Source organism: Actinokineospora enzanensis DSM 44649, assembly GCF_000374445.1.
Taxonomy (GTDB): Bacteria; Actinomycetota; Actinomycetes; order Mycobacteriales; family Pseudonocardiaceae; genus Actinokineospora; species Actinokineospora enzanensis.
Genome location: NZ_KB894420.1, coordinates 37,675 through 62,809 on the forward strand (window position 1 = coordinate 37,675; position 25,135 = coordinate 62,809).

Sequence of the window (25,135 nt, forward strand, 5' to 3'; positions counted from 1 at the left end):
AGGGCTGGCCCTACCCCGGCATATCCGGGATGATTCGCCGACCGCCAGGCGTTAAGCTAGGCGGACACGACAGCACTACCCACGGGGGTGAACGGTTTCGACTCTGGACGTCGAGTCAGGAGAAGCGTGCAGGTGCAGGCGAGATGACCACCTCAAGCGTCGCTCGCAAACCAATAAGCGCCAAGACTAACAGTCGCGCTGACTACGACCTCGCTGCCTAAGCGAGCTCGTGTCTGTCGGCCCGGGGATGCCTCCGCCCCGGTAGCCGGCATCAGCTAGGAGGCTCACCGCCGTTCCCGGTCACGGGGAACGGTTGGGAATCCCACAGTGACTGGGCCCGTCACACCGGCTTGTTCGCGTGACCGGTGGGGTCGAGTAGAGACAGTGCGAACTGCGCACGGAGAAGTCCTGGTGAAGCGACAGAGGACCCGGGTTCGATTCCCGGCACCTCCACTCGGCCGAGGCCGACCTGTGTCCGCGGAAAGCGCGGACCGGGTCGGCCTCCATCGTCTCCGGGGGCCGAGCCCCCGGGCCCCCACGGTGCGATACCTCCTGAACCAGCGGAGGCTTGGTCCCGAACCGGCGGAGGCTTGGTCGCGGACCAGTGGGGGTTTGGTCGCGGACCAGTGGGGGCTTGGTCGCGAACCAGGGGGCTTGGTCGCGGGCCGGTGTGGCGTTGGTCTCGGAGTGGCGTGGTCTACGCGTCGAGATGTGAATGAATGGTCCGTTCGGACACCGTCTATCGGTCGGAAGCCGCCAGGGCGTCGAGTTTGGTGTGGGCGGCGGCCATTTGGTGGATGAGGAGGTCGAGTTTGCCGTCGACGTCCTTGTCATGGTCGACGGCGGGCTCGTCGGGGTGCTGCGGGGTCCGACCGTCGAGCAGGGCGTGCAGGTGGGATTCGTGCCAGCCCAAGGCTTTCGAGACCGCCTTGAGTGTCCGGCCCGCGCGGCGGCGGATGATGCCGTAGCGGAGTTCATAGATGGTGGATTTCGATACGCTCGCCCTCCTGCCCAATTTCGTCGCGGTCAACTCCAGTTCCGACATGCGTTCGTCTATTGCCCGTCCGACGACCGTCCAGTCTTGCGTCACACGCCCCTCCGCGATGGGTTGCCAGGTGCCGAGGAGCGTAGCGCGAAGCCCGGGATGAATTCATCCCCTCGGGATGAAATGGATGAAATAACGCCGATTATGCAGATGAAATCATCCGCAGGACGGATGGTGTTGACCGGTGAGGTATTGCCGGGGATTGGGGAATCAGCCGCGGATGGTTTCGGTGAGGAGCAGGCGGGAGGAGCGCGGGGCGGTGGTAAGACGTTCGCCGGGCCAGGTCAGGAGGGCTAGGGCGGCGGTCTTGAACTCGGGGCGAGTACCGGTCAGCGTCTCGACGACGTCCTCAAGGTCGGGGTTGTGGCCGATGAGGAGGATCGTGCGGGCGGTGTCCGGGATCTCGGCGAGGACGGTCAGGATGGAGCCCGCCCCCTCCCCGTAGAGCTGTTCGTCGAAAGTGGTGGGCGGCACCGTCGGTAAGTGGGCGGCGGCCAGCTCCCAGGTCTGGCGGGTGCGGGTGGCGGGGGACACCAGCGCCAGGTCGATGTCCTCGATGTGGGTGGCCAGCCAGCGGCCGACGGCGGGGGCGTCGCGGCGGCCGCGGTCGTTGAGGGGGCGGCGATAGTCGGGGACGCCGTCCGGCCAGGCCGACTTCGCGTGCCTGAGGACCACCAACCGGCGCATGTGCCTCCTCCTCCGCCGTGCTGCTGTCTCCATCGAACCAGCTTTACTTTCGACAGTGTCGAGAACGCTCCCCCGCTCTGTAGCGTCGGTCACGTGCAGCGGGGGTGGGCCGACGCGGTCGTCGGGGTCGCGGTGTGTGGCCTGTTCGGGGTGGAGGTGCTGCTCAACGCGCCGGTCGGGGTGCTCGGGTGGGGTGCGGCGACGATGTTGTCCGGGCTGCTGGCGGGGGCCATGGCGGTGGGGCGGCGGTGGCCGCTGCTGTCGTTCCTGCTCGTCGCGGTCGGACTGGCATACCTGGTCCTAACGAGCGTGGGCAGCGCCGGCTACACGGTGGCCGTGATCGTGGCCGGATTCCTCCTGGGACGGCGCGCCGCCAAGACCCGGCCCGCCGTGCTGGCCTTCACCGGGCTGGCGCTCGCCGCCCTGGTCTACGTCTCGGCGCGGGCCGTCCTGTGGGGTCGGTGGGACACCCAGGTGATGCAGTGGCTGTGGATGGTGCTGGGGCTGCTGGTCGTCGGCGTGTTCCCCTGGTTCGGCGGCCGGTTCCTGCGGCAGCGCGCGGAGCTGGTGCGGGCCGGGTGGGAGCGGGCCGAGCAACTGGAACGCGAACAGGCCATCGTCACCGAGCGGGAGCGGCTGCGGGAACGGGCGCGCATCGCGCAGGACATGCACGACTCGCTCGGGCACGCGCTGGCGCTTGTCACGCTCCGCGCCGGGGCCCTGGAGATGGCCCGTGACCTGCCCGAACAGCACCGGCAGGCGATGGGGGAGCTGCGCGCGTCGGCGGGCGAGGCGGTCGAGACCCTGCACGCCATCATCGGGCTGCTGGGCGAGTCCGGCACCCCGGACACCGTCGACGAGCTCGTCGAACGGGCCCGCGCGTCCGGGGTGGACGTGACCGCGCGGACCGAGGGCGACGTGCCCGACGGCCTGGTCGGGGTGGCCGTGCGGCGTGTGGTGCAGGAGGCGCTGACCAATGTGGCCAAGCACGCGCCCGGCGTGGCGGTCACCGTCCTGGTCTCCGGCGAACCGGGCCTGACGCTGGTGTCCATCCTCAACGAGCCCACCGCGAGCGCCCCCGCGTCCGGCGGCAGGCGAGGACTCATCGGGCTGCGGGAACGGGTCCGGCTGCTGGGCGGCACGTTCTTGGCCGGACCCCACAACGGTGGTTTCGCGGTGCACGCCCGAATCCCGCACGCGTCCCCCGCGCTCCCCGAGGAGACCACCGAGACCGTGCACGACCGCGCCCGGCGACGCGTGCGCCGGGGCTTCCTGTTCGCCATCAGCATGCCCACCGCGATCATCACCAGCCTGGTCGCGCTCATGATCGGCTACTACACGTTCTCGGTCACCAACTCCGTGCTGGACCCCGCCGAGTTCGCCCGGTTCCACATCGGCCAGTCGCGCGCCGAGGTGGAGGAGGTGTTGCCCGACATGCAGATGATGGACCCGCCGCGGCTGGCGAACCCGCCCGGCGCGGGCTGCCGCTACTACCGGGGCAACGGTGACGTGTTCGACTTCCGCGCCCCGGTGCTGCGGCTGTGCTTCGACGCCACCAGCCTCGTCGCCAAGGACGACGTGCCCCGATGACGGCCCGGATGCCTGATGACAGTCCCCGGATGACAGGGAGGGAACCGCGGTGATCCGCGTGCTGCTCGCCGACGACGAGGCGATGATCCGCGCCGGGGTGCGCGCCATCCTGGCCGCCGACGACGGGATCGAGGTGGTCGCCGAGGCCGCCGACGGCCGGGCCGCGGTCGAGCTGACCCGCGCGCACCGCCCGGACGTGGCCGTCCTCGACATCCGCATGCCGGTCCTGGACGGCCTGGCCGCGGCAGCCGAGATCCGCAGGCTGCACCCGGACACCGCCGTGGTCATGCTCACCACCTTCGGGGAGGACGACTACATCGCCCGCGCGCTCGGCGACGGCGCCGCCGGGTTCCTGCTGAAGTCCGGCGACCCCCGCGAGCTGATCGCGGGGGTGCGCGCGGTGGCCGAGGGCGCCGCCTACCTCTCGCCCCGGGTCGCGTCCCGGGTGATCGCCCAGCTGCCCACGGCCCGGCTGGACGCGCGGGCGACCGCCAGGGAGCGGGTCGACGGGCTGACCGCCCGGGAACGGGAGGTGCTCGCCCTGGTCGGCGAGGGCCTGGCCAACGCGGAGATCGCCCGGCGCCTGCACCTGGTCGAGGGCACGGTCAAGGCGTACGTCAGCGCGATCCTGAACCGTCTGGAGGTCCGCAACCGGGTGCAGGCGGCGATCATCGCGTATGAGTCCGGGCTCGTCGGACCCGCGTGACCACGAACCAGCCCACGATCAGCACGGCCACACCGATCACGACCTTCTCCAGCACGTCCGTGTAGCCCGCGACGAGATGCCAGTTGCGGCCCAGCAGGTAGCCCGCGAGCACGAACACCATGTTCCAGACCAGACTCCCGGCCGTGGTCAGCAGGACGAACCGGCGCAACGGCATCCGGTTGAGCCCGGCCGGGACGGAAATCAGGCTGCGGAACACCGGCAGCATCCGCCCCACGAACACCGCCTTGCCACCGTACCGGTCGAACCACGCGGTCGTCTTGTCCACATCGGACACGTCGAGCAGCGGCACGCGCCGGGCGAGCGCCCGCAGCCGGTCCAGGCCGAGCGCGGCGCCCAGCCAGTACAGCGCCAGCGCGCCGACCAGCGACCCCAGTGTGGTGAAGAACAGGGCGCTCAACAAGGAGATCCGGCCCGCGCCCGCCGAGAAACCGGCCAACGGCAGGAAGATCTCACTCGGCAGCGGCGGGAACAGGTTCTCCAACGCCACCAGCAACCCCGCGCCCGGCCCACCCAGCGCATCCATCACATCCAGCGCCCAGCCCGCCAGACCGCTCTCGGGTCCGGTGCTCACGCGTCCCGCCTCCGTAACGCGAACATGCCCAGGGCCAGCCCGCCGAACGACCACGCGGCGAGCACCACGGCGCCCCGCAACGCCTCGGTGCGTTCCATGAGGTCGATGCCCGCCATGCCCGGCAGATAGTGCGACAGGTCGATCAGCGCCTGCACCCCGGTGGCCTGCAACATCATCGGGACCACCATGAGCAGCAGGAACAGGATCACCAGCGACCCCGCCACGCTTCGCACCAGGGTGCCCACAACGACCGCGACCACCGAGCCGAACCCCAGATACAGCGCGATCGCCGCACCGGACGCGACCACGTCACCCGCCGTGTAGGGCAGACCCCGACCCTCCAGCGTGAGATCGGCGAGCAGCACGCCGATCCCGGATAGGACGAACCCGACCACCGCCGACACCGACGCCAGCACCACTGCCTTCGCCGCCGGGATCCGCCACCGCACCGGGATCCAGGTCACCGTGGCGCGCGCCTGCCCGTTGCCATACTCGCCTGCGACCAACAACACCACCAGCGCCAGCAACGCGAACTGGACCACATACGTCGTCGCCTCGACCGGGAGCTGCGTCGCCGCACGAGCCTGCGCGCCCGGCAGGTGGTTGTCCACCTGCGACCGCATCGCGATGCCGTTGGGCACCACCATGGCCACCATCAGCGTGGCAGCCGCCACCAGGCACCAGTAGGTCGACCGGATCGACCACGTCTTCGTCCACTCCGCCGCCACCGCGCCGGAAAACCCACCGCTCCATGTCACCCCCGGCCCCATCACACACCCACCTGGGTGGCGTACTCGACGCTGTCCGCGGTGAGGTCGAGATAGGCCTGCTCCAGCGAGGCCTGCTCGGTGCGCAGCTCGTGCAGCCGGACACCCAGCTCGAACGCCAGGTCGCCCACCTGTTCGGCGGTCGCCCCGGACACCGCCAGCTCGGCAGGCCCCACCCGCCGCGCGTGCGCCAGCCGCTGCCCCAACCGGTCCAGATCGGCAGGCCGCGGCGCGCGCACCAGCACCTGCGTGCCCGCGGCCGCGATCAGCGCCTCGATCGGCGCGTCCGCGAGCAGCCTCCCCCGGCCGATCACCACCACATGGTCGGCGACCAGCTGCATCTCGCTCATCAGGTGACTGGAGACGAACACCGTCCGCCCTTCGTCGGCCAGTTCCCGCACCAGCTCCCGGATCCAGCGCACCCCGTCGAGGTCCAGCCCGTTGACCGGCTCGTCGAACAGCAGCACGCCGGGCTCGCCCAGCAGCGCGCCCGCGATGCCCAGCCGCTGGCTCATGCCCAGCGAGTACGTGCCCGCCCGCCGGTGCGCGACCTCGGTGAGACCTACCCGGTCGAGCACCTCGACGACCCGGCGCGCGCCGATGCCGTTGCTGCGGGCCATGGCCGTGAGGTGCGCCCGCGCACTGCGCCCGGGGTGTAACGCCTTCGCGTCCAGCAGGGCGCCGACCGCGGTGATCGGTCGCCGGTGCTCGACATAGCGCCTGCCCGCGACCAACGCGGTACCCGAGGTCGGCTCGTCCAGCCCCAGGACCAGGCGCATGGTCGTGGACTTGCCCGCGCCGTTGGGGCCGAGGAACCCGGTCACCCGGCCCGGCCGGATCTCGCAGGACAGGTCGTCGACCGCGACCCGGTCCCGATATCGCTTCGTCAATCTCCGCAGTGTGATCACAGCGCCCCTTCCGTCTGACCGGAACGCTATGCCGCGCAAGGGTTCCGGTGCGTCTGCGGAACGGAAGGCTTATACCCCTACTTAAGTAACGTTCTTCCGGTACTCGCGCAGCACCAGCCAGATCACCACGACGTCGATGGCCGCGAACACGGGCAGGGCGACCGAACCGGTGCGGAACGACCGGTAGACCTCATAGACGACGAAGGCCGCCAGGACGACCGCCGCCACCGGGTACGCCCAGCGGATCTTGCGCAGCAACGCGACCACCAGCGCCAGCTTGATGATCCCGTGCAGGACCAGGTAGAAGATCGCGAACGCCCGGGTGCCGCCGTCCACGAACTCCTGCGTGGCGTGCTCCAGGTGGTGCGCGATCGACCCGTCCGGATCACCCACCAGGTCCCGCGTGATCAACGCGTGCACCAGCCCGGACACCACCATGGGCGGGACCAGCGCGAGAACTATGCCGCAGACCAGCTGGATCCCGCCATCGGCGCCCTTGAGCACCATGGCCAGCCGGAAGAAGGTCTCGGTCCGCTGTTCGCTCCGTCCCACCCGGACAGCATGCCCGCTACCGGGCCACCGCGCGGAACGGCGCTCAGCGCTGTCGCGGCTGCGTCGTGCGTTGCGAGGGCTGGGCCGTCATCGGGTCCTCCGGCCAGCGGTGTTTCGGATAGCGGCCGCGCAACTCCGCGCGGACTTGGCGATATCCCTCACCCCAGAACGACGTCAGATCGGATGTCACCGCCACCGCGCGCCCTGCCGGGGACAAAAGGTGCAGGATCACCGGAACAAGACCGTCCACCACCGTCGGCGTGGCGGTCCAGCCGAAGATCTCCTGGACTTTGACCGGTAGCGCCGGTTTGTCGCCGGAGTAGTCCAGACGCGGTTTGGAACCGGACGGGACCTCCAGACGCTCCGGCACCAACTCGTCCAGGCGGGCTGCGGCAGGCCACGGGAGCAGCGTGCGCAACGCCGTCGTCATGTCCAGACGGCCCAGGTCCGCGCGGTTGCGGGCGGAACCGACCCAGGTGTCGGCCGAGGCCAGCAGAGCCGCGTCGTCGACGGCAGGCCAGGGATCGCCGAGCGTGCGACGCAGGAGGGCGAGACGCTCGCGGAGCGACCGGGCACTCGCGGAGAAGGTCACCAGCGACAGGCCGGTAGCGCGGAGACCGTCGAGCACGGCCGCGCGCACCGCGTCCGCAGGCGGCGTGGACAGCGCGCGTTCGCGCAGCGTGATGGCGCCCAGCCTGCGGATCCGACGGGTCACGACGTCACCGTTCGCCCAGATGATCTCGTCGACCTCGGTGACCAGGGCAGGCGCGGCGGCCACGGCCAGCTGCTCGTCGGCCGTCGCCGCCAACCGGATCCGGCCGTGCGCCGCGCCGGGCACCCGCTCCGCCACCGCCACCGCCAACCACCTCGGGTCACCGAGCCCGCTGCCCGCGGGCAGCTCCACGGCCGTGCCGTTGGCCATCAGGTAGATGGGGACGTCCGCCGACCGCCTGCGGGCCAGCCGCTCCGGCTGCGCGAGCGCGACCACCAGCGCGGCGTCACCGGGAGCTGTCGGAGCGGCCCGATCCTCGATCAACGCCGCCAACCTGCGGGTCTCCCGCCGCCAGCGTTGAGACGCAGGGGAGCCGTCGCGCAGAGCCCGCAGCGACGCGGTCAGATCAGAGCTGTTCGCGAGGGTGTCGTCGTCGAGTACCGCCACCACCTCTGCCGCTGTGCGCGCCCCGACCTGGACGGCGCCATCCAGCAGCGCGCGCGCCAGACGCGGGTGAAGACCGAGCCGGGCAATCGCGCGACCCCGCTCGGTGACGGCCCCGTCCCACGCGCCCAGCGCCGTCAACGTCTCCCGGCCCGCCGCGAGCGCACCCGCAGGCGGTGCATCCCACCAGCGCAGACCACTGCCGTCAGGAGTACCCCAACAGGCAAGCTCCAGAGCCAGACGGGTCAGGTCCGCGGTGCGGATCTCCGGCTCCGGATAGCGCGGCAGCGTCGCATGCTCGTGCTCCGGCCAACACCGGTAGACCCACCCGGGCGCCTCTCGACCCGCGCGACCGGCGCGCTGATCGGCCACCGCGGCCGACACGCGCACCGTGGTCAGACCGGACATACCGCGCCTGTGGTCGACCCGCGGCACCCGCGACTGACCCGCGTCGACCACGATCCGCACCCCGGGAACAGTCAGACTGGACTCGGCCACCGCCGTCGACAGCACCACCCGCTTGCGCGGACCCGGAGTGAGCGCGGCGTCCTGATCACCCGCGGCGAGCCTGCCGTGCAAGGGGAGGACATCCGCGTCGACACCCCGCAGCGCCTCGCCGACCCGGCGGATCTCGGCCGCGCCCGGGAGGAACACCAGCACATCACCGTCGTGAGTGGACAGTGCGGCGCGGGTCGCGCGGGCCACGCACTGCTCCAGCCGCTCACCGCGCAACGGCGGCGTGTACCGGGTCTCGACCGGGAACGTACGGGCCTCGACACGCAGCACCGGGGCGTCGCCGAGCAGCTCCGCCAACCGGTCCTCGGCCACGGTCGCGCTGGTCGCGAGCAGGCGCAGATCGGGCCGCAGGCCCTCGCGGGAGTCCAGCAGCAGGGCGAGCAGCAGGTCCGCGTCCAGGTGCCGCTCATGGCACTCGTCCAGCAGCACCGTGTCCACACCGGACAACTCCGGGTCGTGCTGGAGCCTGCGCACCAGCAGACCCGATGTGACGACCTCGACACGGGTATCCGCGGAGGTCTTCCGATCACCGCGCACCGCGTAACCGACCGTGCGCCCGACCGGCTCGCCCAACAGCGCCGCCATCCGCGCCGCGGCCGCCCGCGCCGCCAGTCTCCGCGGCTCCGCCACCAGCACTTTCGCCCCCGACTCGGCCAGTGCGATGGGAACCAGGGTGGTCTTACCGGTGCCCGGCGGGGCCACCAGCACGGCCGTCCCGCGCGCATCCATCGTTCGAGTGATGTCCGGCAGGGCAGCACGCACCGGCAGGTCCGGGAGGCGGTCGAGGTGCGGCACCCGCCCAGCCTCTCAGGTTGCGCTCAGTGTGCGCGGGTAGCCTCCGGGAGCGTGACGAAAGGGACGGTGCTGGTGGCCGTCGGCACCCTGTTCCGACTGGGGCTGGCGGCGGTCTGGCTGGTGTCCGGGTGGCTCAAGGCGAGCGACCCGAACCAGACGTTCATCGCCGTGCAGGCCTACGACGTGCTGCCCGGCGGGGTGGTCAGCGTGGTCGCCGGGGCCATGCCGTTCCTGGAGCTCGCCCTCGGCGCGCTGCTGCTGGTCGGGCTCGGCACCCGGCTGACCGCGGTGCTGTCCGGGGTGGTGCTGCTGGTGTTCATCGCCGCCGTCGCCCAGTCCTGGGCCCGCGGCCTGAGCATCGACTGCGGCTGCTTCGGCGGCGGCGGCCAGGTCGCCGCGGGCGACACGCGGTACCCGCAGGAGATCGCCAGGGACACCGGGTTCCTGGTCATGGCGGTGTGGCTGGCCATCCGGCCGCGCACCTGGCTCGCCGTGGACGGCCGCCTCGGCGGCGGCGCGGCCGAGCCGGTATCGGGAAAGGTCGGGACCTGAGGTGGGCGGAGCGGAGCGCAGCGCGCGCAAGCGGCGGCAGGGCGAGCGGGTCGGCGGCAAGCCGAACCCGGTCACGGCCGCGCGCAAGTCGACGGGCAGCCGCAAACAGGCACTGATCGGCGTCGCCGTGGTCGCGGTCATCGCCATCGCGGTGGTCGTGGGTGTGATCTATACCAACAGCCGCAAGGACGCCACCTCCGACGGCCAGATCGCCGCCCAGTCCATCTCGCTGGACGTCCCCGCCCGCCGCGACGGCGCCGCGGTGCTGGTCGGCCGGGATTCGGCCAAGGTCACCATCGACGTCTACGAGGACTTCCTCTGCCCGGCCTGCGGCGCCTTCGAGAAGACCTACGCCGGGGCCGTCGAGCAGAAGCTGGACGCAGGCGAGATCAAGGTCCGCTACCACATGATCAACCTGCTGAACGAGCGCTCCGACCCGGCGGGCTACTCCACCGACTCGGCCAACGCCGCATTGCTGGCCGCCGACGAGGGCAAGTTCCTCGCCTTCCACAAGAGCCTGTTCGCCAGCCAACCCCAGGAAGGCGCGCGCGGCTGGTCCAAGGACCAGCTGATCGCCCTGGGCAAACTCCTCGGCATCACCGCACCAAGTTTCGCGGACGGCGTAAACGCGGGCAAATACGACAAGGACATCGACGCGGCCTACGCCACAGCCAAGTCCGACGAGTCGCTCTGGCAGCAGGTCGGCAGCCAAAAAGGCTTCGCCACGCCCACGGTCGCGGTGAACAATAAGGTCATCGAGACCGCCGACCCGAACTGGCTCACTAACGCCACGACGGGCTGACACCGTGGGGGACAGGTGGCACGCGCGCTACTGATCGGCTTCGACCCCTTCGCCGTATCCCACCCGAACGCCGCCGAGGTTGCGGCCGCCTTGGAGACCGGCATGGCCCGCTTCGCCGAACTCGGCTTGGAGGGCGACCTGTGCTCGATCACCGCGTTCGACACGGCCGAGGCCACGATCGTCGAAGCCCTGGCCGCGCATCCCTACGCCTGCGTGGTCATCGGTGGGGGGATCCGCAAGTCCGAGCACTTACTGGAGTTCTTCGAGCAGGTGCTCAACCTGGTACATCGACACGCCCCCCAGGCCGCCATCGCCTTCAACACCAACCCCCTGGACAGCGCCGACGCCGCCCGCCGATGGGTGAGCTGACGCCTGCGCCGTCTCCGCTGCGTCGCTGATCTCGACGGCTATTCCTCCTGACCCGACGCGGCCTGCCACCGCGATGATCGAGCCGCCAGCGTCGCGCGATGATCGAGCCGCTGGCGTCGGTAGTCGAGGACCCAACCGCTCGGCTGCCCCCGGACCCAACCCGCTCGGCGCCCGGCAAGCGAGACCTGGCAGACCGCGCCTTGGACCGCGCCAGGCGTGTGCTGCCTGCAGGCCTCAAGGACGTTCGTTCCCTTGGTAGCGGCCACCTTCGACAAGGGTCAGGCCCACCTGGGATCGCCCGACCTGCGCAGTTGCGGCGCGTCCTCGGCAAGTCCGCTGGCGGCTTCCTATGGTCGTGGGCCGCCGCCGTCACGCCGATCGTTCTTGGCGGCCGCTCGTGCACAGCAGGCGAGGGCAGCGGAACCAGCGGCCTGCATCATCGGATGTGCTGTTCGGTGCGGGCTGCGTCTGACCTGGGGTCGCGCCCGGCCACGGCCGGATCTCGGAGCCGCGCCCGGACTGGGCCAGCTGGGCCCGGGGCAAGGCATGCCCAGCATGGGCCAAGCGCGGCTGCCACGTCTGGCTTTCCAGGCGTCGAGCGGCTGGATCCGGGGGTACCCGCGATCCCGAGCCGTGCCCGGAGGGGGCGGACGTGGCGCTGTCTCAGCCTGCGCCGCGACCGAACTCCCGTTCTGATCCACATCGGCGGTGACCGGTGATCTCCGCGATGCATGCACTGAACCGGGCGTCACTGCCCGTCAGGGGCTGGCCTGCCGGCACTGCCACTGGTCTGCCAGCGGTGCCACGGGACGCTTGGCTGTCGGAGTCTCCCAGGCTTCCCCGTCGATGATGGGCGGTGGCCGCTGAACCCGGGGTGGCTTCGCTTGCCTCTTCCTATCTCCTGCTCCCTTCGCCGTGTCCCGCGCTCGCGCGTCTTCTGTCCCTCGCGCTCGCACAACCTCAACTCGCAACGAACGACACGCCGAAGAAAGTTCCGTATCCACAGCGCCTGATGGGGTGAAGCCAACGTCACCCTCAGTCGACAAAGTAACCGCACGGAAGCGCAAAAGGGTTGGCAAGACACCGATTATCCAACCCGAGCGTGGGCGAAGCCACCGAACGTCCACACCGGACCCTGCACGCCGCCGTCAGTCCGCCGTAGGTACCGTTCCTGGGCTTCGGTCATGTCGAGATGTTCCGCCACCACCAGCCCGAAGGAACCGAGGAACTCCGCCGCGCATCCCTTCCGGATCCCCCACCGCCAAGGCTCTCCCCGCGCGGCAACGTTCCGCATGACCGTGGAGGCGTCCGACAGTTCCTCGGTCCCCTCGACGATCTCCCGCCACGCGTAGTCGAACACGATGGAGCTCCCCGACGCCTGCGAAGCGAACCACCGCAGGGTACGGACAACCCCATGTTCCTCCAGGTACGGCGTCACCCCCGACCACACGACAACCGATCGCACTCCCGGATCGAACCCCCCACGCGCCATCGCGGCGGCCAAGTCCTCCTCGTTGAAGTCCGTCACCACATAACGCACATCCGCCGTACCGAGCTTCCCCGCGCGCGCCTGCTTCAGCTCGGACACCTCAGCCTGATCGACCTCGTACACCGCCGCGTCAGCGAACAAAGACCGCAGCCGGTAAGCGCGAGTGTCGAACCCCGCCCCCAGAATCACCACCTGTCGCGCGCCTGCCGCGACCTCGGCGCGCACCACGTCATCCATGTATCGCGTGCGGGCAACCTCGTACCACAACGCACTCGGCCAGTTCCGCAGAACCGCCCGCGCCACCCGCGACCGCAGCCCCGGCACCTTTATCAGTGCGCGCCCCAGCGGACGCCACGGCAACAGGCGGGCGGCGAGTACGTCCGGCCCGCGCAACGATTGGTCCGGCAGAAGCGCGCCCGCTGCCCGTAACAGGGTCGTCGTCTCGGCGGTGGAGGTGGTTGGCACGGTTCAGCTCCGCGGCTAGAGGGCGGTCAGGGCCTGGCGGACCTGGTCGGCCTCGGGCACGTCCAGTTCGTCGAACAGCCGCAGTGCCTGGTGCCAGTGGTCCGCTGCGGCGGTCGGGTCGTCGCGCAGGATCAGGGTGCGGGCGACGCCGTCGTGGGCGTAGGCGATCTCGTAGCGGTGGCCGGTCTCCTCGGCGAGTCGACGGCCCTCGGCGTAGTTTTCCAGGGCGAGGTCGAGTCGGCCGTTGTCGCGGTGCAGGTCGCCGACGGTGCGTAGGACGCGGGTCTGCACGTTGCGGTTACGGCTACGGCGCGCGAGTTCCAGTGCCCTCATGCAGTAGGCCAGCCCCTTCTCGCTCTCGCCGCGGCGCGCGTGGATCTCGCCCAGGGCACGGGAGGCGTAGCCCTCGATGGTCACATTACCGACTTCCAGCGCGATGGCGACGGCCTGCTCGTACGAGGCCACCGCCACATCCTCCCGCCCGAGGCGCAGGTGCACGTCTCCCAGACCGCGCAGCGCGTAGCCCTCCAGGACGCGGTCACCGGTCTCCACGCCGATCACCCGCGTCTCCTCCAGCGCGGTGTGCGCGTCGCGGTCCGCGCCGATGCGCACGTGCACCAGGCCGAGCGCGTGCAGGGCGCGGCCCGCGAGGCTGCGGTCGCCGATGCGCCGGGCGATGTCGATGGCTTCCTCGCAGTCCTGGATGGCTTGCGGGTAGCGGCTTAGCCACCAGTTGGTGTAGCCGCGGCAGGCCAACGCGTCCGCGCGGGATCGAATGTCCCCGGCGGCGTCGGCGGCATCGGCGGCGTTGCTGTGCAAGTCGAACGCGTCGTGGTGGTAGCCGCTGATGTGGTAGTAGCGCCACAACGTGCCGGACAGTTCGCACGCGTGCGAGAAGCGGCCGTCTTCCGTGGCGCGCGTCGCCGCCGCCAGTAGGTTGCGCCGCTCGGTGTTGAGCCAGTTCAACGCTTCCGCGTAGTTCGACAGCGTGTGTGTGGTCGACCCTGCCGTCACGTTCGGCCGATGCACGGGCTCCGTCGGCGAAACCAGGTCCATCGCCGCGGCCGACGTGAACAGGTAGTGGTCCAACAAACGAGAGACGGCCTCGTCACGTTCCGACGCCGAGTCGATGTCGAGCGACAGCGACGCCGCGTACGAGCGCAGCAGGTCGTGGAACTGGTAGCGGCCCGGCTGGTGCTGTTGCAGCAGGTGCGCGTCGACTAACTCCTCCAGAGCCCGTTCGGTGTCGAAGGGGGACCCGCGCACCAGGGCGGCCGCGGTGTGTGTGTCGACATCGACTCCGGGGATGTGTCCGAGCATGCGAAACAACGCCTTCGTCTCCTCGGGCAGTTGCTCGTAGGAGAGGTTGAACGCCGTCGCCACGCTGTGGTCGTCGGTGTTGAGTTCGTCCATGCGCCGCCGCTGGTCACGCAGCCGCGTCGCCAGGTATTCCACGGTCCACGCGCGTCGGTGCCGCAGCCGCGACCCGGCGATCCGGATCGCCAGCGGCAGATATCCGCACAGCTCCAGCACTTCCCGGGTCGCCGCGGGCTCCGCGAGCGGCCGTTCGTCCCCGACCACCTTCACGAACAAGGCATGTGCGTCGTCGAACGGCATCACGTCGAGCACCAGGACGACCGCGTCCAGGTCGATCAGCCGGTGGCGACTGGTCACGATGGTCATGCAACCGGGCGCACTGGGCAGCAACGGCGTGATCTGCCGAGTGCCGGCAGCGTTGTCCAGCACCACCAGTACCCGACGCCGGGACAGCGTTGCCCGCCACAGGCTGGCGCGCGCGTCCAGATCGTGCGGGATGCGGTCCTGTTCCACGCCCAACGCGCGCAGCAGTCCTTCCAGCGCGGCGGTCGGCGTCAACGGCGTCTGCCCAGGCGTATGCGCGTGCAGATCGAGGAAGAGCTGGGCGTCCGGGAAGCGCGGCGCCAACCGGTGTGCCACATGCACGGCCAGCGCGGTCTTGCCGACGCCCGCCATGCCGTCGATCGCGGAGACGACCATCGTGGACCCGGCCAGCGTGGCGGACTCGGTGACCCGGTCGAGCTCCGCGTCCCGGCCGGTGAAGGAGGTGGTGTCGCGGGGGAGGTCGCTGCGCGGCATGGCCGGTGTGGACGCGTTGTCGTTGTCCGCCAGGAGTCGTCGGTGCAGGTCGCGCAGCTCGACGCCCGGGTCGATGCCGAGTTCCTCGTTCAGCCGCCGGTGGAACGCGTGGTAGGCGAGCGTCGCCTCACCGGCCGCGCCGGACCGGTGCAGCGCCACCATGAGTTGCGCCGTCAACCGTTCCCGCAGCGGGTATTCGCGCGTGGACTCCACCAGTTCGCCGAGCAGTTCCCGGTGCTCGCCGTGTGCGAGGCGTAGGTCCACGCAGTCCTCGAACGCGGCCAGCCGCAGCTCGCGCAGCCGTTCGACCTGCGGGCACAGCGCCGCGCTTTCCAGTCCGGCCAGGACGTCCCCACGCCACAGTTCCAATGCGGCACGGAAAGCCGCGATGGCCGCCACCGGCCTGTCCGGTGGGAGCGCTCTCGCACGCGCGATCCGATCGCGGAACAGCGTCGCGTCAACATGGTCGGCCACATCGAGCCGATATCCGCCCGCGACAAGTTCGAGCTTCGAACTGTCCTCGGCGAGCACCCGACGCAGATCGGAAACCGCGTTGCGCACCTGCTTTTCCGCCGTCTTCGGCGGATCGGCGTCCCAGATGGCCGCCACGAGCCTGCTCAACGCGACCGGCCTGCCCGCGTTCAGCAGCAACGCGGCCAGCAGTTTGCGCTGCTTGAGACCACCGATGGGAACGGACCTGTCCGCGAACCGGACCTCCAGCGGACCGAGAACCCCGTACCGCGCCTCCCCCGTGATCACCCACGCGACCATACCAGCAGGCCGTGGGGCATCGAGGACGAAACGAGGACGGCGTCGGCGATGCTGGTGCCCGGTGGCGCGTCAGGGGAGGGCGCGCCACTTCTCATTGCTGCCGCGCGTTCGCGGCACCTGGGGTGATGAACGCGATACCGGGCAACCGCGCGTGCGGTGGGCTCGGTGTCTCATCCGGTCGCAGTCTGTTCCGTGGGGAGTCTCATTGTGTCCGTTGCACAGGGGTTGACCAGATCAATCGACGAATCCGCCGGTGCGGCAAGGGAATTCGGTGCCGGGCCGCCGCCGGACCGGGAATGGTGACCGGTGGTCATAGGGTGATCCCGGTCAGGACGAGGACGCGGTCGTCGGTGAGGTCGTGCATGGCCGAGCGCACGCCCTCCCGACCTGCCCCGGAGTCCTTGACACCGCCGTAGGGCATCTGGTCGGCGCGGAACGAGGGCACGTCGCCCACGATCACCGCGCCGACCGCGAGCCTGGCGTGCGCGTGGAACGCGGTGGCCAGGTCGCGGGTGAACAACCCGGCCTGGAGACCGAACCGTGAATCGTCCACCCCCGCCAGCGCCTCGTCGAGGGAGTCGACCGGATCCACGACGACCACCGGTCCGAACACCTCGTCCCGGTGGACCCGCGCGGTGCGGGGAACGTCGGTGAGCACGGTCGGCGCGAGCGTGGTTCCCGCGCCGTTGTTGCCGGTCCGCAGGGTCGCGCCCGCGTCGAGCGCCTCCGCGATCCACTGCCGCACGCGTTGCGCCGCCGCGGTGTCGATGAGCGGCCCGACCTCCGTCGCGTCATCGAACGGATCCCCGGTGGCGAGCGCGTCGACCGCGGTGACCAGGAGATCGACGAACGCGCGGTAGTGCGAGCGGGGCACGAAGACACGCTGCACGGCGATGCACGACTGTCCCGCCGAGTACATGGCGAACGTGGCGATCCGCGACGCCGCGTGGGCCAGGTCCGTCGCACCGGTGTAGTCGGGACAGACGACCGCGGCCGCATTGCCCCCCAGTTCCAGGACGACCTGCTTGCGCGGCACCGTGTCCCGGATCCGCCAGCCGACCTCGGCGGACCCGGTGAAGCTGACCACCGGCAGCCGGGGGTCGGCGACCAGCGCCGCGGCCACCTCGTTGGTGGTGGGCAGGATCGACCACGAGCCCGCCGGGAGATCGGTCTCGGCGAGTATCTCGCCCAGCGCGAGCGCGGACAGGGGAGTGGCGGGTGCGGGCTTGAGCACGAACGGCGCGCCCACGGCGATCGCGGGCGCGACCTTGTGCGCCACCAGGTTGAGCGGGAAGTTGAACGGGGTGATGCCAAGCACGGGCCCGCGCGACACCCGGCGCACCAAGGCCAGGCGGCCCGCGCTGCCCGGGTCGGTGTCCAGTCGTTGCAGGTCACCCGACCAGCGGCGGGCCTCCTCGGCGGCCAGGCGGAACGTGGACACGGCCCGGGTGACCTCGGTCCTGGCCCAGCGGACCGGCTTGCCGTTCTCGGCGGTGATCAGCCGGGCGAGCTCCTCGGCCCGCTCGGCGAGCCGGGCGCTGACGTGCGTCAACGCGTCGGCCCGGACGTGCGCGGGAAGTGTGGCGGTGTCCGCGGCGTGCGCCGTCGCGACGGCCGTCTCGATGTCCGAAGTGGACGCGAGGCTGGTGGTGGCGACCAGGTGGCCGTCGCCGGGGTGTCGCACCTCCAGCGGCGTCGGGCCGGTCGACGGCTTGCCCGCGACCCAGTACGGCACGGTCATGGTGCTCCCCTCAGTGCCTGTGCATGACGTGCTTGACGCGGGTGTAGTCCTCAAGGCTGTACTGGGACAGGTCCTTGCCGTAGCCGGACTGCTTGAACCCGCCGTGCGGCATCTCCGCGACGAGCGTCATGTGGGTGTTGATCCACACGCAGCCGAAGTCCAGCCGCGCGGCCGAGCGCATCGCCCGCCCGTGGTCACCGGTCCACACGCTCGCCGCCAGCGCCTGGTCGACATCGCAGGCCAGCCGCAGTGCCTCGGCCTCGTCGGCAAACGTTTGTACGGTCAGGAGCGGGGCGAAGTTCTCCTCCCACACGACCATGTCGTCCTGCTGCACCCCGTCGACCACCGTCGGCGCGAGGAAGAATCCGCGCTCACCCACGCGTTCCCCGCCGGTGAGCACGCGCGCGTGTACGGGCAGGCCGTCGAGGATCGACTGGACGCGAGCGAACTGGTCGGCGTTGTTGAGCGGACCGTAGTCCGCGGTCGGGTCGGCAGGCGGTCCGGTGTGGACCTTCTTGACGCGCTCGACCAGCCGCGCGGTGAACTCCTCGTGCACGGCCTGGTCCACGAGGATCCGGGAGGCGGCCGTACAGTCCTGGCCCGCGTTGAAGAAGCCCGCCGCGACAACGCCCTCCACGGCCGCGTCCAGATCGGCATCGCCGAACACCAGGACCGGCGCGTTCCCGCCGAGTTCCAGGTGCGTGCGAGCGACCCGGTCGGCCGCGCTGCGCGCCACCTCGATGCCCGCCCGGGTCGACCCGGTGATCGACACCATCGCCGCCGCCGGGTGCGCCACGACCGCGCGTCCGGTGTCCCGGTCACCGCAGACGACGTTGAGCACACCGGGCGGTACGGACCCGGCCACCAGCTCGCCGAGCATCGCGGCCGTCACCGGGGTCGTGTCGGAGGGCTTGAGCACCACGGTGTTGCCCGCCGCCAACGCGGGAGCGATCTTCCACACAGCCATGAGCAGCGGGTAGTTCCAGGGCGCGACTTGGCCGATCACGCCGACCGGCTCCCGCCGCACGTAGGAGGTGTGGCCGGGGAGGTACTCGCTCGCGGCGACGCCGGGCAGCAGCCGCGCGGCACCCGCGAAGAACCGCAGCACGTCGACGGACGCCAGGACCTCCTCGGTGCGGGTGACCGCGGTTGGTTTGCCGGTGTTGCGACACTCGGCGTCGACGAACTCGTCCGCTCGCCGTTCCAGGGCGTCCGCGCACTTCAGCAACGCTTCCTGGCGTTGCCCCGGGGTGGTGGCCCGCCAGACCTTGAAGGCCGCGGTGGCGGCCCGGTAGGTGCGGTCCACATCATCCGTTGTGGACAGTGGGGCCGAGTCGAATACTTCGCCGGTGCAGGGGTCGACCAGGTCGGTGGTCGTGGCCGACTCGTGCCGGACACCGTCGATGATGTTGTACACGGTCATCGTCTCTCCTCGGGCAGGACGCTCAGCAGCTCGTAGAGCACGTGGGCGGCGGCGATCCCGGTGATCTCGGCGTGGTCGTAGGCGGGTGCCACCTCGACGACATCCGCGCCGATCACGTTCAGGCCCCGGAGGCCGCGCAGGATCTCCAGCAGCTCACGGCTGGACAGGCCGCCCGCCTCTGGTGTTCCCGTGCCGGGCGCGAAACCGGGATCGAGGACGTCGATGTCGACCGAGACATAGACGGGACGGTCGCCCAGGCGGGCGCGGACCCGGTTGATGATGTCGTCGATGGGGGAGCGGGCGAAGTCGCGGGCGTGCACCGCGGTGAACCCGAGCTGCTCGCTCTCGTCCAGGTCCAGCCGCGAATACAGGGGGCCGCGGATGCCGACGTGCACGGAGTGCGCGGTGTCGATCAGGCCCTCCTCGCTCGCGCGGCGGAACGGCGTGCCGTGCGTGTAGGCGGCGCCGAAGTAGGTGTCCCAGGTGTCGAGGTGCGCGTCGAAGTGCAGGACCGCGATCGGGCCGTGGCGGCGGTGCTGCACGCGCAGTAAGGGCAACGCGATTGTGTGGTCGCCGCCGATGGTGAGCAACGTGCGGCGGGTGCCGCTGAGTTCGGCGGCGGCGGCCTCGATCGTGGCCACGGCCTCGGCGAGGTCGAACGGATTGACCCCGATGTCCCCGGCGTCCGCGACCTGACGCGTCGCGAACGGCTCGACGTCCAGTGCGGGGTTGTAGGGGCGCAGCAGCCGCGAACTCTGCCGCACGTGCGTCGGCCCGAACCGTGCCCCGGGCCGGTAGCTCACCCCGGCGTCGAACGGGATCCCCCACACGAGCGCGTCGGCGTCGGAGAGATCGGAGAGTCGGGGCAATCGCGCGAACGTTGCCTCACCCGCATAGCGCGGGACCCTGGTGGCATCCACTGGCCCGACAGTCACGCCAGCACCTCCAGCAACTCGGCGGCGGCGCGCCTGCCGCTGTCGATGGCACCGTCGATGAACCCGGGCCAGCGGTGCGCGGTGTGGGCGCCCGCGAAGTGCACCAGGCCTTCGGGGACGGCCAGGTCCTTCTCGTAGCGGGAGATCTGCCCGGCCCGGAACGTGGTCCACGTGCCACGGGACCACTCGTCGTCCACCCAGCGGTGGGTGGCGGCGGCGACCACCTCCGCGTCCGGGGCGAACTCGCGCACGGCCCGCTGCACGTCGGCGATGTCGTCGGCGTTGACGCGGTCGTGCTCGGGGGCGAAGCAGACCAGCACCACGCCGTCGGCGAGTGTGCGCATCGCGCCGACGTAGTCGAACGCCGTGCCCCAGCCGAAACCACTCAGATCCTCGGGCACGTTTCGCGCCAACGCCCAAACCTTCTGCCCCTGCCCGGCGTGGTTCTCGGTCGAGATGGCGTGCTTGGCGGGAGAGAGCGCGGGCTGGAACTCGATATGCTGCATCACCCCGATCGGCACGGTGATGAGCACCCGTCGAGCGGTGATCTCGCCGTTGTCATGCCCGACGACGACTCGATCGGACTCCTGCCGCACCCAGCGAACCGGAGTGTCGAGCCGGATCTCGGCACCGCTGTCCTCGGCCAACGCCCTGGCCAGGGACGCCGTGCCGTTGTCGAAGGTCTGTCCGAGCACGCTGGCCTGGACCATGCCCCACACGGAATTCCCCATGGCGGCAATCCAGCGGAGGATATCGAGCGCGGAACCGGTATCCGCCGATGCATTGCCGCACCCGCAGAACCAGGAAATCAACAGTTCCCTGGCATTCCCGTTCAACCCGGCGGCATCCGCCCATTCCCGGATCGACACATCGAGATCGGCGAGCCCCTGATCGGACAACGGCTTGTCCACATCCAGCCGCGCCCCGGCCGCCACCAGCGCCCGCACCGCGTGCTCCAGATCGCCGAGTTCGGCGGGCGGCCCGGGCATCAGCGTATCGAGCACCTTTCCACGATCCGACCAGGTCATCCGCCCCGGCAGCTCGCTGTCGGTGACCGGGATGCCGTAGCGCCGAACCTCATCCGAGACGAACGTCTGCTCGGGCACGATCCAGGTGCCGCCCATCTCCAGCCCGAACCCGTCGAACAGGTCGGTGCGGTACCAGGTCCTGCCCCCGATCCGATCCCGCGCCTCCACCACACACACGGTCCGCCCGGCGGCCCCCAGATCGCGGGCAGCGGTCAACCCCGCGAACCCGGCCCCCACGACCACGACGTCCACACTCGACTCCATCGAGCACTCACTCTCCTCAACCAACCCCACCACCGCGAACCGGTATCGGCACCGTACGGTCGCCTGGGACGTCGGTCGATGGACGTCACGTCTAATCCCTTGGATCGAATTGGCCATGGTGAACAGCCCCGGCATGAAGGTCGTCCCACGCTGAGGACGGGTCCACAGGCAATACGCCGCAGCCCCTTGCCGCACCTTCAAGATCCGCGCAGCGTCAACGTTTGCGTACGGCCAGGAAGCATGCCGCCCCACGCCTCATCGTCGCCGTGGCCCCCCTGGTCACAGCCACATCGGCCAGCCCGAGCCGCTCCCGACACATTCACCCCATCAAGCGATTTACTATTCGCCCCCGCCGCGATACCCCAAAAAGAAATGCCCCCACCCTTCCCGGGGGCACCCCTCGTGGCCATTCTATCGGGGGTGGGGTGGGAATAGGGGCGGTTTGATCTTGGCTGTGGATAACTTCTGTCGCTGAGACGGGTGAAGTTCGTGAGGTGTCAGGTGCCGGGGTGGGTGTAGGCGAGGGCGTCGCGGGCCTCCAGGGCCAGCCACAGCTCGTACCGAGCCGAAGCCGTGGCCAGGTCACGCCCGGTCAGCTGCTCCACGCGATCAATCCGGTTCCGCACGGTATGCCGATGCACATCCAGACTCTGCGCCGTCACATCCCACGCCCCGTTGGCATCCAGCCAAGCGCGCAAGGTGGTCGCGAGTTGGCCGCGCGGGTCGGCCGCGTCGATCGGGGCCAGCACGGTGTCGGCGAACGCGGCGAGCAGTTCGGGCGGGCCCAGTGACAGCAGCAACCGGCTCGTCCCGTGTGTGCCTGCCTCCGCCGGGCGGCCGAGTCGTTCGCTGCTGGTCAGCAAGGCCCGCGCCTGCCGCAGTGACACGGCCGCCGCTCCAAGGCGCAGCGCCGAGCCGATGCCAGCCGGGCGGCCCGGGGCGAATCGGTCGAGCAGTGCGGTCACGTCCACCTCCTCGACCGCCAGCGCCTCGACCGTGTCGCCCGTGCGGCGCACCAAGCCGCCGGGCAGCACGAGAGCGAGATCCGCGGCAACGTCGTCCGCCTCGCCCGCGCGCGCCTGCACGGCCAGTCCGCGCACCCGCGCCGACGAGACACCGAACGTCGTGAGCATGGGTTCGACCTGGTCCTCCGGCATGCCCGCGGCCAGTCGGGCGATCGCCTCGGCGCCCGCGCGGCGGCGCGGTTCGTCGGCGAGGTGGCGGCGTTCCAGCTCCAGCGTCAGCAGGGACACCAGGGCCGCGTCGACCGTGCCCGGCTGCCGGGCGCGGGCAAGCAGCAGGTGTCCACGCAGCCGCCGCGCGCCGATCGGGCGGACGCCCACCGCGACCCCGTCGACCTCCACCGACGCACTGGCCAGCAATCCCCGACCGCTGACCTCGTCCAACACCGGACGCCCCGCGGCCAGCAGCGCGGGTGCCACGGACCCGACAGCCGCGAGCTCTCGTCCGAGCAGGTCCGTCACCACCGCCGCCCGCCCGGTCGCGTCCAGCCACACCGACAGGATCGCGTTCAGCCCGGCACCCGACGTCGCCGCGACGGTCAGCCTGCGCTGCACGTCGATCGTGTGCTCCAAGGCGCGCCGGTCCTCGGCGGCGAGCGCGGCGAACACCGCCTTCGTGACCGCGATGAACGGCACCTCGTCCGGCACGATCAGCAGCGGCAGCCCCGCCTCCGCAGCCGCCAGCACCAGCCCCGCCGGCGGTTCCACGTGCGGCTGGCCATGGCCCACGCCGAACGCCAACGCCGACGCGCCGCCCGCGACCACGTCCCGGACGTAGTCGCGGCACGAGCCGGGGTCGGTCGGCAGCACCACGCCCGCCGTCATCAGCAGCTCGCCGCCGTGCAGCCACTCGCCGGGGCGGGCCAGCTCGGAGACGTGCGCGGCCGTCACCTCCCGGTCCCGCCCGGCCGCCCCGGCGACCAGGGTCAGGCGGAGGTCGCGCAGCGACAGCAGGGTGGCGACGGTCAATGGCATGGACACAGTGTCCACGCGGTCCGGCGAAGTTCAACCCCGCGTCCATCGACGCCGCCGGATCGCCGGACCTACTGTCCCCTCCCACGTGACCCACGCCTCACTCCACAAAGGACCACGCCGTGACCCCAGTCCCGCCCGTTCCCCCGGTGTCCACAGTGGCCTTGCGGTTGCCCGCGACCCGCGCGCGGGACAGGGTGGGCGGGCGCGCCCCCCGAGCGGACGGAGCGAGCCGATGACCGCGGCCGACCTGGTGGTCCAGGGCGCCACCGTGCACACCATGGACCCGACCCGCCCGCTCGCCGAGGCGGTCGCAGTCCGCGCGGGCCGGGTCGTGGCCGTCGGCGACACCCGGGATATGCGCGCGCACATCGGCCCGCGCACCGAGGTCGTGGACGCGCCCGGCCTGGTCGTCACCCCGGGACTGGTCGACTCGCACCAGCACCCCATGCACGGCCTCGCCGATGCCCGTGCCACCAACGCCGCCGGTCTCACCACCGACCAACTGCACGACCTGCTCCGCCGCACCGCCGCCACATTGCCGCCGGACGCCTGGGTGGTCGTCAACGGCGTCGAGTACGACGCGTTCCCCGAAAATCCCAGCGCGTTCCTGGACGACGCCGTCGCGGGCCGTCCCGCGTTCGTCTGGCTCGCCGACTCGCACAACGCGCTGATGAGCACCCGGGGTCTGCGGCTCGCGGGCATCACCGGTCCGATCGACTTCGGGGACCGGGCCGAGGTCATGGTCGACGACCGGGGCGTGCCCACCGGGCAGCTGCACGAGATGACCGCCGTGCTGCACGGCTATGCCGCGGTACCGCCGCCCACCACCGACGACATCGCCCGGCTCGCCGCCGACCTGTTCGCCGACCAGGCCGCGTGCGGCATCATCGGCATCCACGTGCCGGACAGCTGGCCCGGCACCGAAGCAGTGCTCGACGCCCTCGAAGAACGGGACCGGCTGCCGCTGCGGGTCATGCTCGCGCCGTGGATGTTCCCGAACGCCGTGGAGGACACACTCGATCTCGTGCGCGCTCCCCGCGCCGGGCGGCTCTGGCGGACCGGCGCGGTCAAGTTCTTTCTCGACGGCACCATCGACGGCGGCTCGGCCTGGCTGGCGCACCCGGACTGCGCGGGCGAGGGCACCCGGCCGATGTGGCGGGAGGTCGGGCGGTACGAGGAGGCGGTGCGGCGCGTGGTCGGGCTGGGCCTGCCGTGCCTCACGCACGCCATCGGCGACCAGGCCGTCACCACGGTTCTGGACACATACCAATCGGTCGGTAGGCCGCGCCGGGGACGGCACCGGGTCGAGCACATCGAGCTGCTCGCCGACGCGGACGTGACCCGGTTCGCCGAGCTCGACGTGGTCGCGTCGATGCAGCCCACGCACATGGACTGGACGTTGCCCGACCACACCGACAACTGGTCCCAGCGGCTGGGCGCGCCCCGCTGCGCGCACGGCTGGCGCTGTGCCGACATCACGCAGGCAGGCGGCCGGATCGCGCTGGGCTCCGACTGGCCGGTGGCCCACTACGACCCGCGCGTGGTCATGGCGGGCGCCCGACTGCGCCGCCCGGTCGCCCACGACCGTGCCCCCGTCGGTATTGATCAGGCGCTCAGTGCACGGCAGAGCCTCGCAGGCTACACCACCTGGGCCGCTTACGGCGTCGGCGAGGAGAGCATCGCCGGTCGGATCCGGGAAGGATTCCGCGCGGATCTCACCGTGTTCGCTGGTGATCCGCTTTCCTGTCCCGCCAGGGAACTGGCGGATCTGCCGGTCGCGTTGACGGTCGTCGACGGCCGGATCGCGCACCGCGCCGATATCTGAGTCTTCTGTGGACACCCAGGGTGTCCTCCCTTTCCCGTATTCCAG

Annotated in this window: 20 protein-coding genes and 1 other RNA gene; 7 read left to right on the forward strand and 14 right to left on the reverse strand. The window is 70.8% G+C overall.

Annotation, left to right across the window (positions count from 1 at the left end; all coding sequences use genetic code 11):
• The first annotated feature begins 83 nt into the window (after positions 1-83).
• Positions 84-456, forward strand: a transfer-messenger RNA (tmRNA) gene (gene ssrA / locus C503_RS44080).
• Positions 457-739: 283 nt separating this feature from the next.
• Here the strand turns inward: ssrA and C503_RS40150 are convergent.
• Together C503_RS40150 and C503_RS40155 are read right to left on the reverse strand one after the other, a co-directional pair.
• Positions 740-1,090, reverse strand: coding sequence for a helix-turn-helix domain-containing protein (locus C503_RS40150; RefSeq protein WP_033400852.1), 351 nt, complete (start codon positions 1,088-1,090; stop codon positions 740-742).
• Positions 1,091-1,255: 165 nt separating this feature from the next.
• A complete protein-coding gene (locus tag C503_RS40155) occupies positions 1,256-1,732 on the reverse strand; it encodes a SixA phosphatase family protein (RefSeq protein ID WP_018684136.1) in 477 nt (158 codons plus the stop codon).
• 93 nt (positions 1,733-1,825) lie between these two features.
• Between C503_RS40155 and C503_RS40160 the strand changes: the two genes are divergently transcribed.
• Entirely contained in the window at positions 1,826-3,322 is a 1,497-nt protein-coding gene (locus tag C503_RS40160) for a sensor histidine kinase (protein WP_018684137.1), read from the forward strand.
• Between the two features lie 49 nt (positions 3,323-3,371).
• Positions 3,372-4,028 (forward strand): response regulator, encoded by a 657-nt coding sequence (locus C503_RS0120725; protein ID WP_018684138.1) that lies wholly within the window; start codon positions 3,372-3,374, stop codon positions 4,026-4,028.
• On the opposite strand, the gene C503_RS0120730 is transcribed toward C503_RS0120725, so the two are convergent.
• The 5 genes from C503_RS0120730 to hrpB all read right to left on the reverse strand — a co-directional run bounded on the left by C503_RS0120730 (position 3,991) and on the right by hrpB (position 9,314).
• Positions 3,991-4,620, reverse strand: a complete 630-nt coding sequence (locus C503_RS0120730) for a VTT domain-containing protein (protein ID WP_018684139.1) — start codon at positions 4,618-4,620, stop codon at positions 3,991-3,993. The two genes, C503_RS0120725 and C503_RS0120730, sit on opposite strands and share 38 nt — an antisense overlap.
• Positions 4,617-5,378 carry a hypothetical protein gene (locus tag C503_RS0120735; protein ID WP_156893361.1) on the reverse strand — a complete coding sequence of 254 codons (762 nt, stop codon included), beginning with the start codon at positions 5,376-5,378 and terminating at the stop codon, positions 4,617-4,619. Before C503_RS0120735 ends, C503_RS0120730 begins: the two co-directional genes overlap by 4 nt.
• 11 nt (positions 5,379-5,389) lie before the next feature.
• On the reverse strand, positions 5,390-6,295 hold the full coding sequence (locus tag C503_RS0120740; RefSeq protein WP_018684141.1) for an ABC transporter ATP-binding protein: 906 nt from the start codon (positions 6,293-6,295) through the stop codon (positions 5,390-5,392).
• An 81-nt stretch (positions 6,296-6,376) separates the two neighbouring features.
• Positions 6,377-6,847 carry a DUF2127 domain-containing protein gene (locus C503_RS0120745; RefSeq protein WP_018684142.1) on the reverse strand — a complete coding sequence of 157 codons (471 nt, stop codon included), beginning with the start codon at positions 6,845-6,847 and terminating at the stop codon, positions 6,377-6,379.
• A 43-nt stretch (positions 6,848-6,890) separates the two neighbouring features.
• Complete coding sequence (gene hrpB / locus C503_RS0120750) at positions 6,891-9,314, reverse strand: ATP-dependent helicase HrpB (protein ID WP_018684143.1); 2,424 nt, start codon at positions 9,312-9,314, stop codon at positions 6,891-6,893.
• Positions 9,315-9,380: 66 nt separating this feature from the next.
• Here hrpB and C503_RS0120755 point away from each other — a divergent pair, with 66 nt between their 5' ends.
• Genes C503_RS0120755 through C503_RS0120765 form a run of 3 tightly spaced genes read left to right on the forward strand, consistent with a single transcriptional unit; the run spans position 9,381 to position 11,037 of the window.
• Positions 9,381-9,866: a MauE/DoxX family redox-associated membrane protein gene (locus C503_RS0120755; RefSeq protein ID WP_018684144.1), complete on the forward strand. Its 486-nt coding sequence runs from the start codon at positions 9,381-9,383 to the stop codon at positions 9,864-9,866.
• A 1-nt stretch (position 9,867) separates the two neighbouring features.
• Positions 9,868-10,668, forward strand: coding sequence for a DsbA family protein (locus tag C503_RS0120760; RefSeq protein ID WP_018684145.1), 801 nt, complete (start codon positions 9,868-9,870; stop codon positions 10,666-10,668).
• Between the two features lie 15 nt (positions 10,669-10,683).
• Positions 10,684-11,037, forward strand: coding sequence for a hypothetical protein (locus C503_RS0120765; RefSeq protein ID WP_018684146.1), 354 nt, complete (start codon positions 10,684-10,686; stop codon positions 11,035-11,037).
• Between the two features lie 1,087 nt (positions 11,038-12,124).
• Here the strand turns inward: C503_RS0120765 and C503_RS0120770 are convergent.
• The 7 genes from C503_RS0120770 to C503_RS0120800 form a co-directional block, all read right to left on the reverse strand.
• The gene (locus C503_RS0120770) at positions 12,125-12,991 is read right to left on the reverse strand and encodes a class I SAM-dependent methyltransferase (RefSeq protein WP_018684147.1); all 867 of its coding nucleotides are present in this window, start codon (positions 12,989-12,991) and stop codon (positions 12,125-12,127) included.
• 15 nt (positions 12,992-13,006) lie between these two features.
• The gene (locus C503_RS0120775; protein WP_169514577.1) at positions 13,007-15,865 is read right to left on the reverse strand and encodes an AfsR/SARP family transcriptional regulator; all 2,859 of its coding nucleotides are present in this window, start codon (positions 15,863-15,865) and stop codon (positions 13,007-13,009) included.
• Positions 15,866-16,187: 322 nt separating this feature from the next.
• Positions 16,188-17,618 carry an aldehyde dehydrogenase family protein gene (locus C503_RS0120780; protein WP_018684149.1) on the reverse strand — a complete coding sequence of 477 codons (1,431 nt, stop codon included), beginning with the start codon at positions 17,616-17,618 and terminating at the stop codon, positions 16,188-16,190.
• 10 nt (positions 17,619-17,628) lie between these two features.
• Complete coding sequence (locus tag C503_RS0120785) at positions 17,629-19,041, reverse strand: gamma-aminobutyraldehyde dehydrogenase (RefSeq protein ID WP_018684150.1); 1,413 nt, start codon at positions 19,039-19,041, stop codon at positions 17,629-17,631.
• Positions 19,038-19,976: an agmatinase gene (speB, locus tag C503_RS0120790; RefSeq protein WP_026316525.1), complete on the reverse strand. Its 939-nt coding sequence runs from the start codon at positions 19,974-19,976 to the stop codon at positions 19,038-19,040. Before speB ends, C503_RS0120785 begins: the two co-directional genes overlap by 4 nt.
• Positions 19,973-21,268, reverse strand: coding sequence for a flavin monoamine oxidase family protein (locus tag C503_RS0120795; RefSeq protein WP_018684152.1), 1,296 nt, complete (start codon positions 21,266-21,268; stop codon positions 19,973-19,975). Before C503_RS0120795 ends, speB begins: the two co-directional genes overlap by 4 nt.
• A 497-nt stretch (positions 21,269-21,765) precedes the next feature.
• Entirely contained in the window at positions 21,766-23,265 is a 1,500-nt protein-coding gene (locus C503_RS0120800) for a PucR family transcriptional regulator (RefSeq protein WP_018684153.1), read from the reverse strand.
• A gap of 232 nt (positions 23,266-23,497) precedes the next feature.
• Between C503_RS0120800 and C503_RS0120805 the strand changes: the two genes are divergently transcribed.
• On the forward strand, positions 23,498-25,090 hold the full coding sequence (locus C503_RS0120805) for an amidohydrolase (protein ID WP_018684154.1): 1,593 nt from the start codon (positions 23,498-23,500) through the stop codon (positions 25,088-25,090).
• The last annotated feature ends 45 nt before the right edge of the window (positions 25,091-25,135 follow it).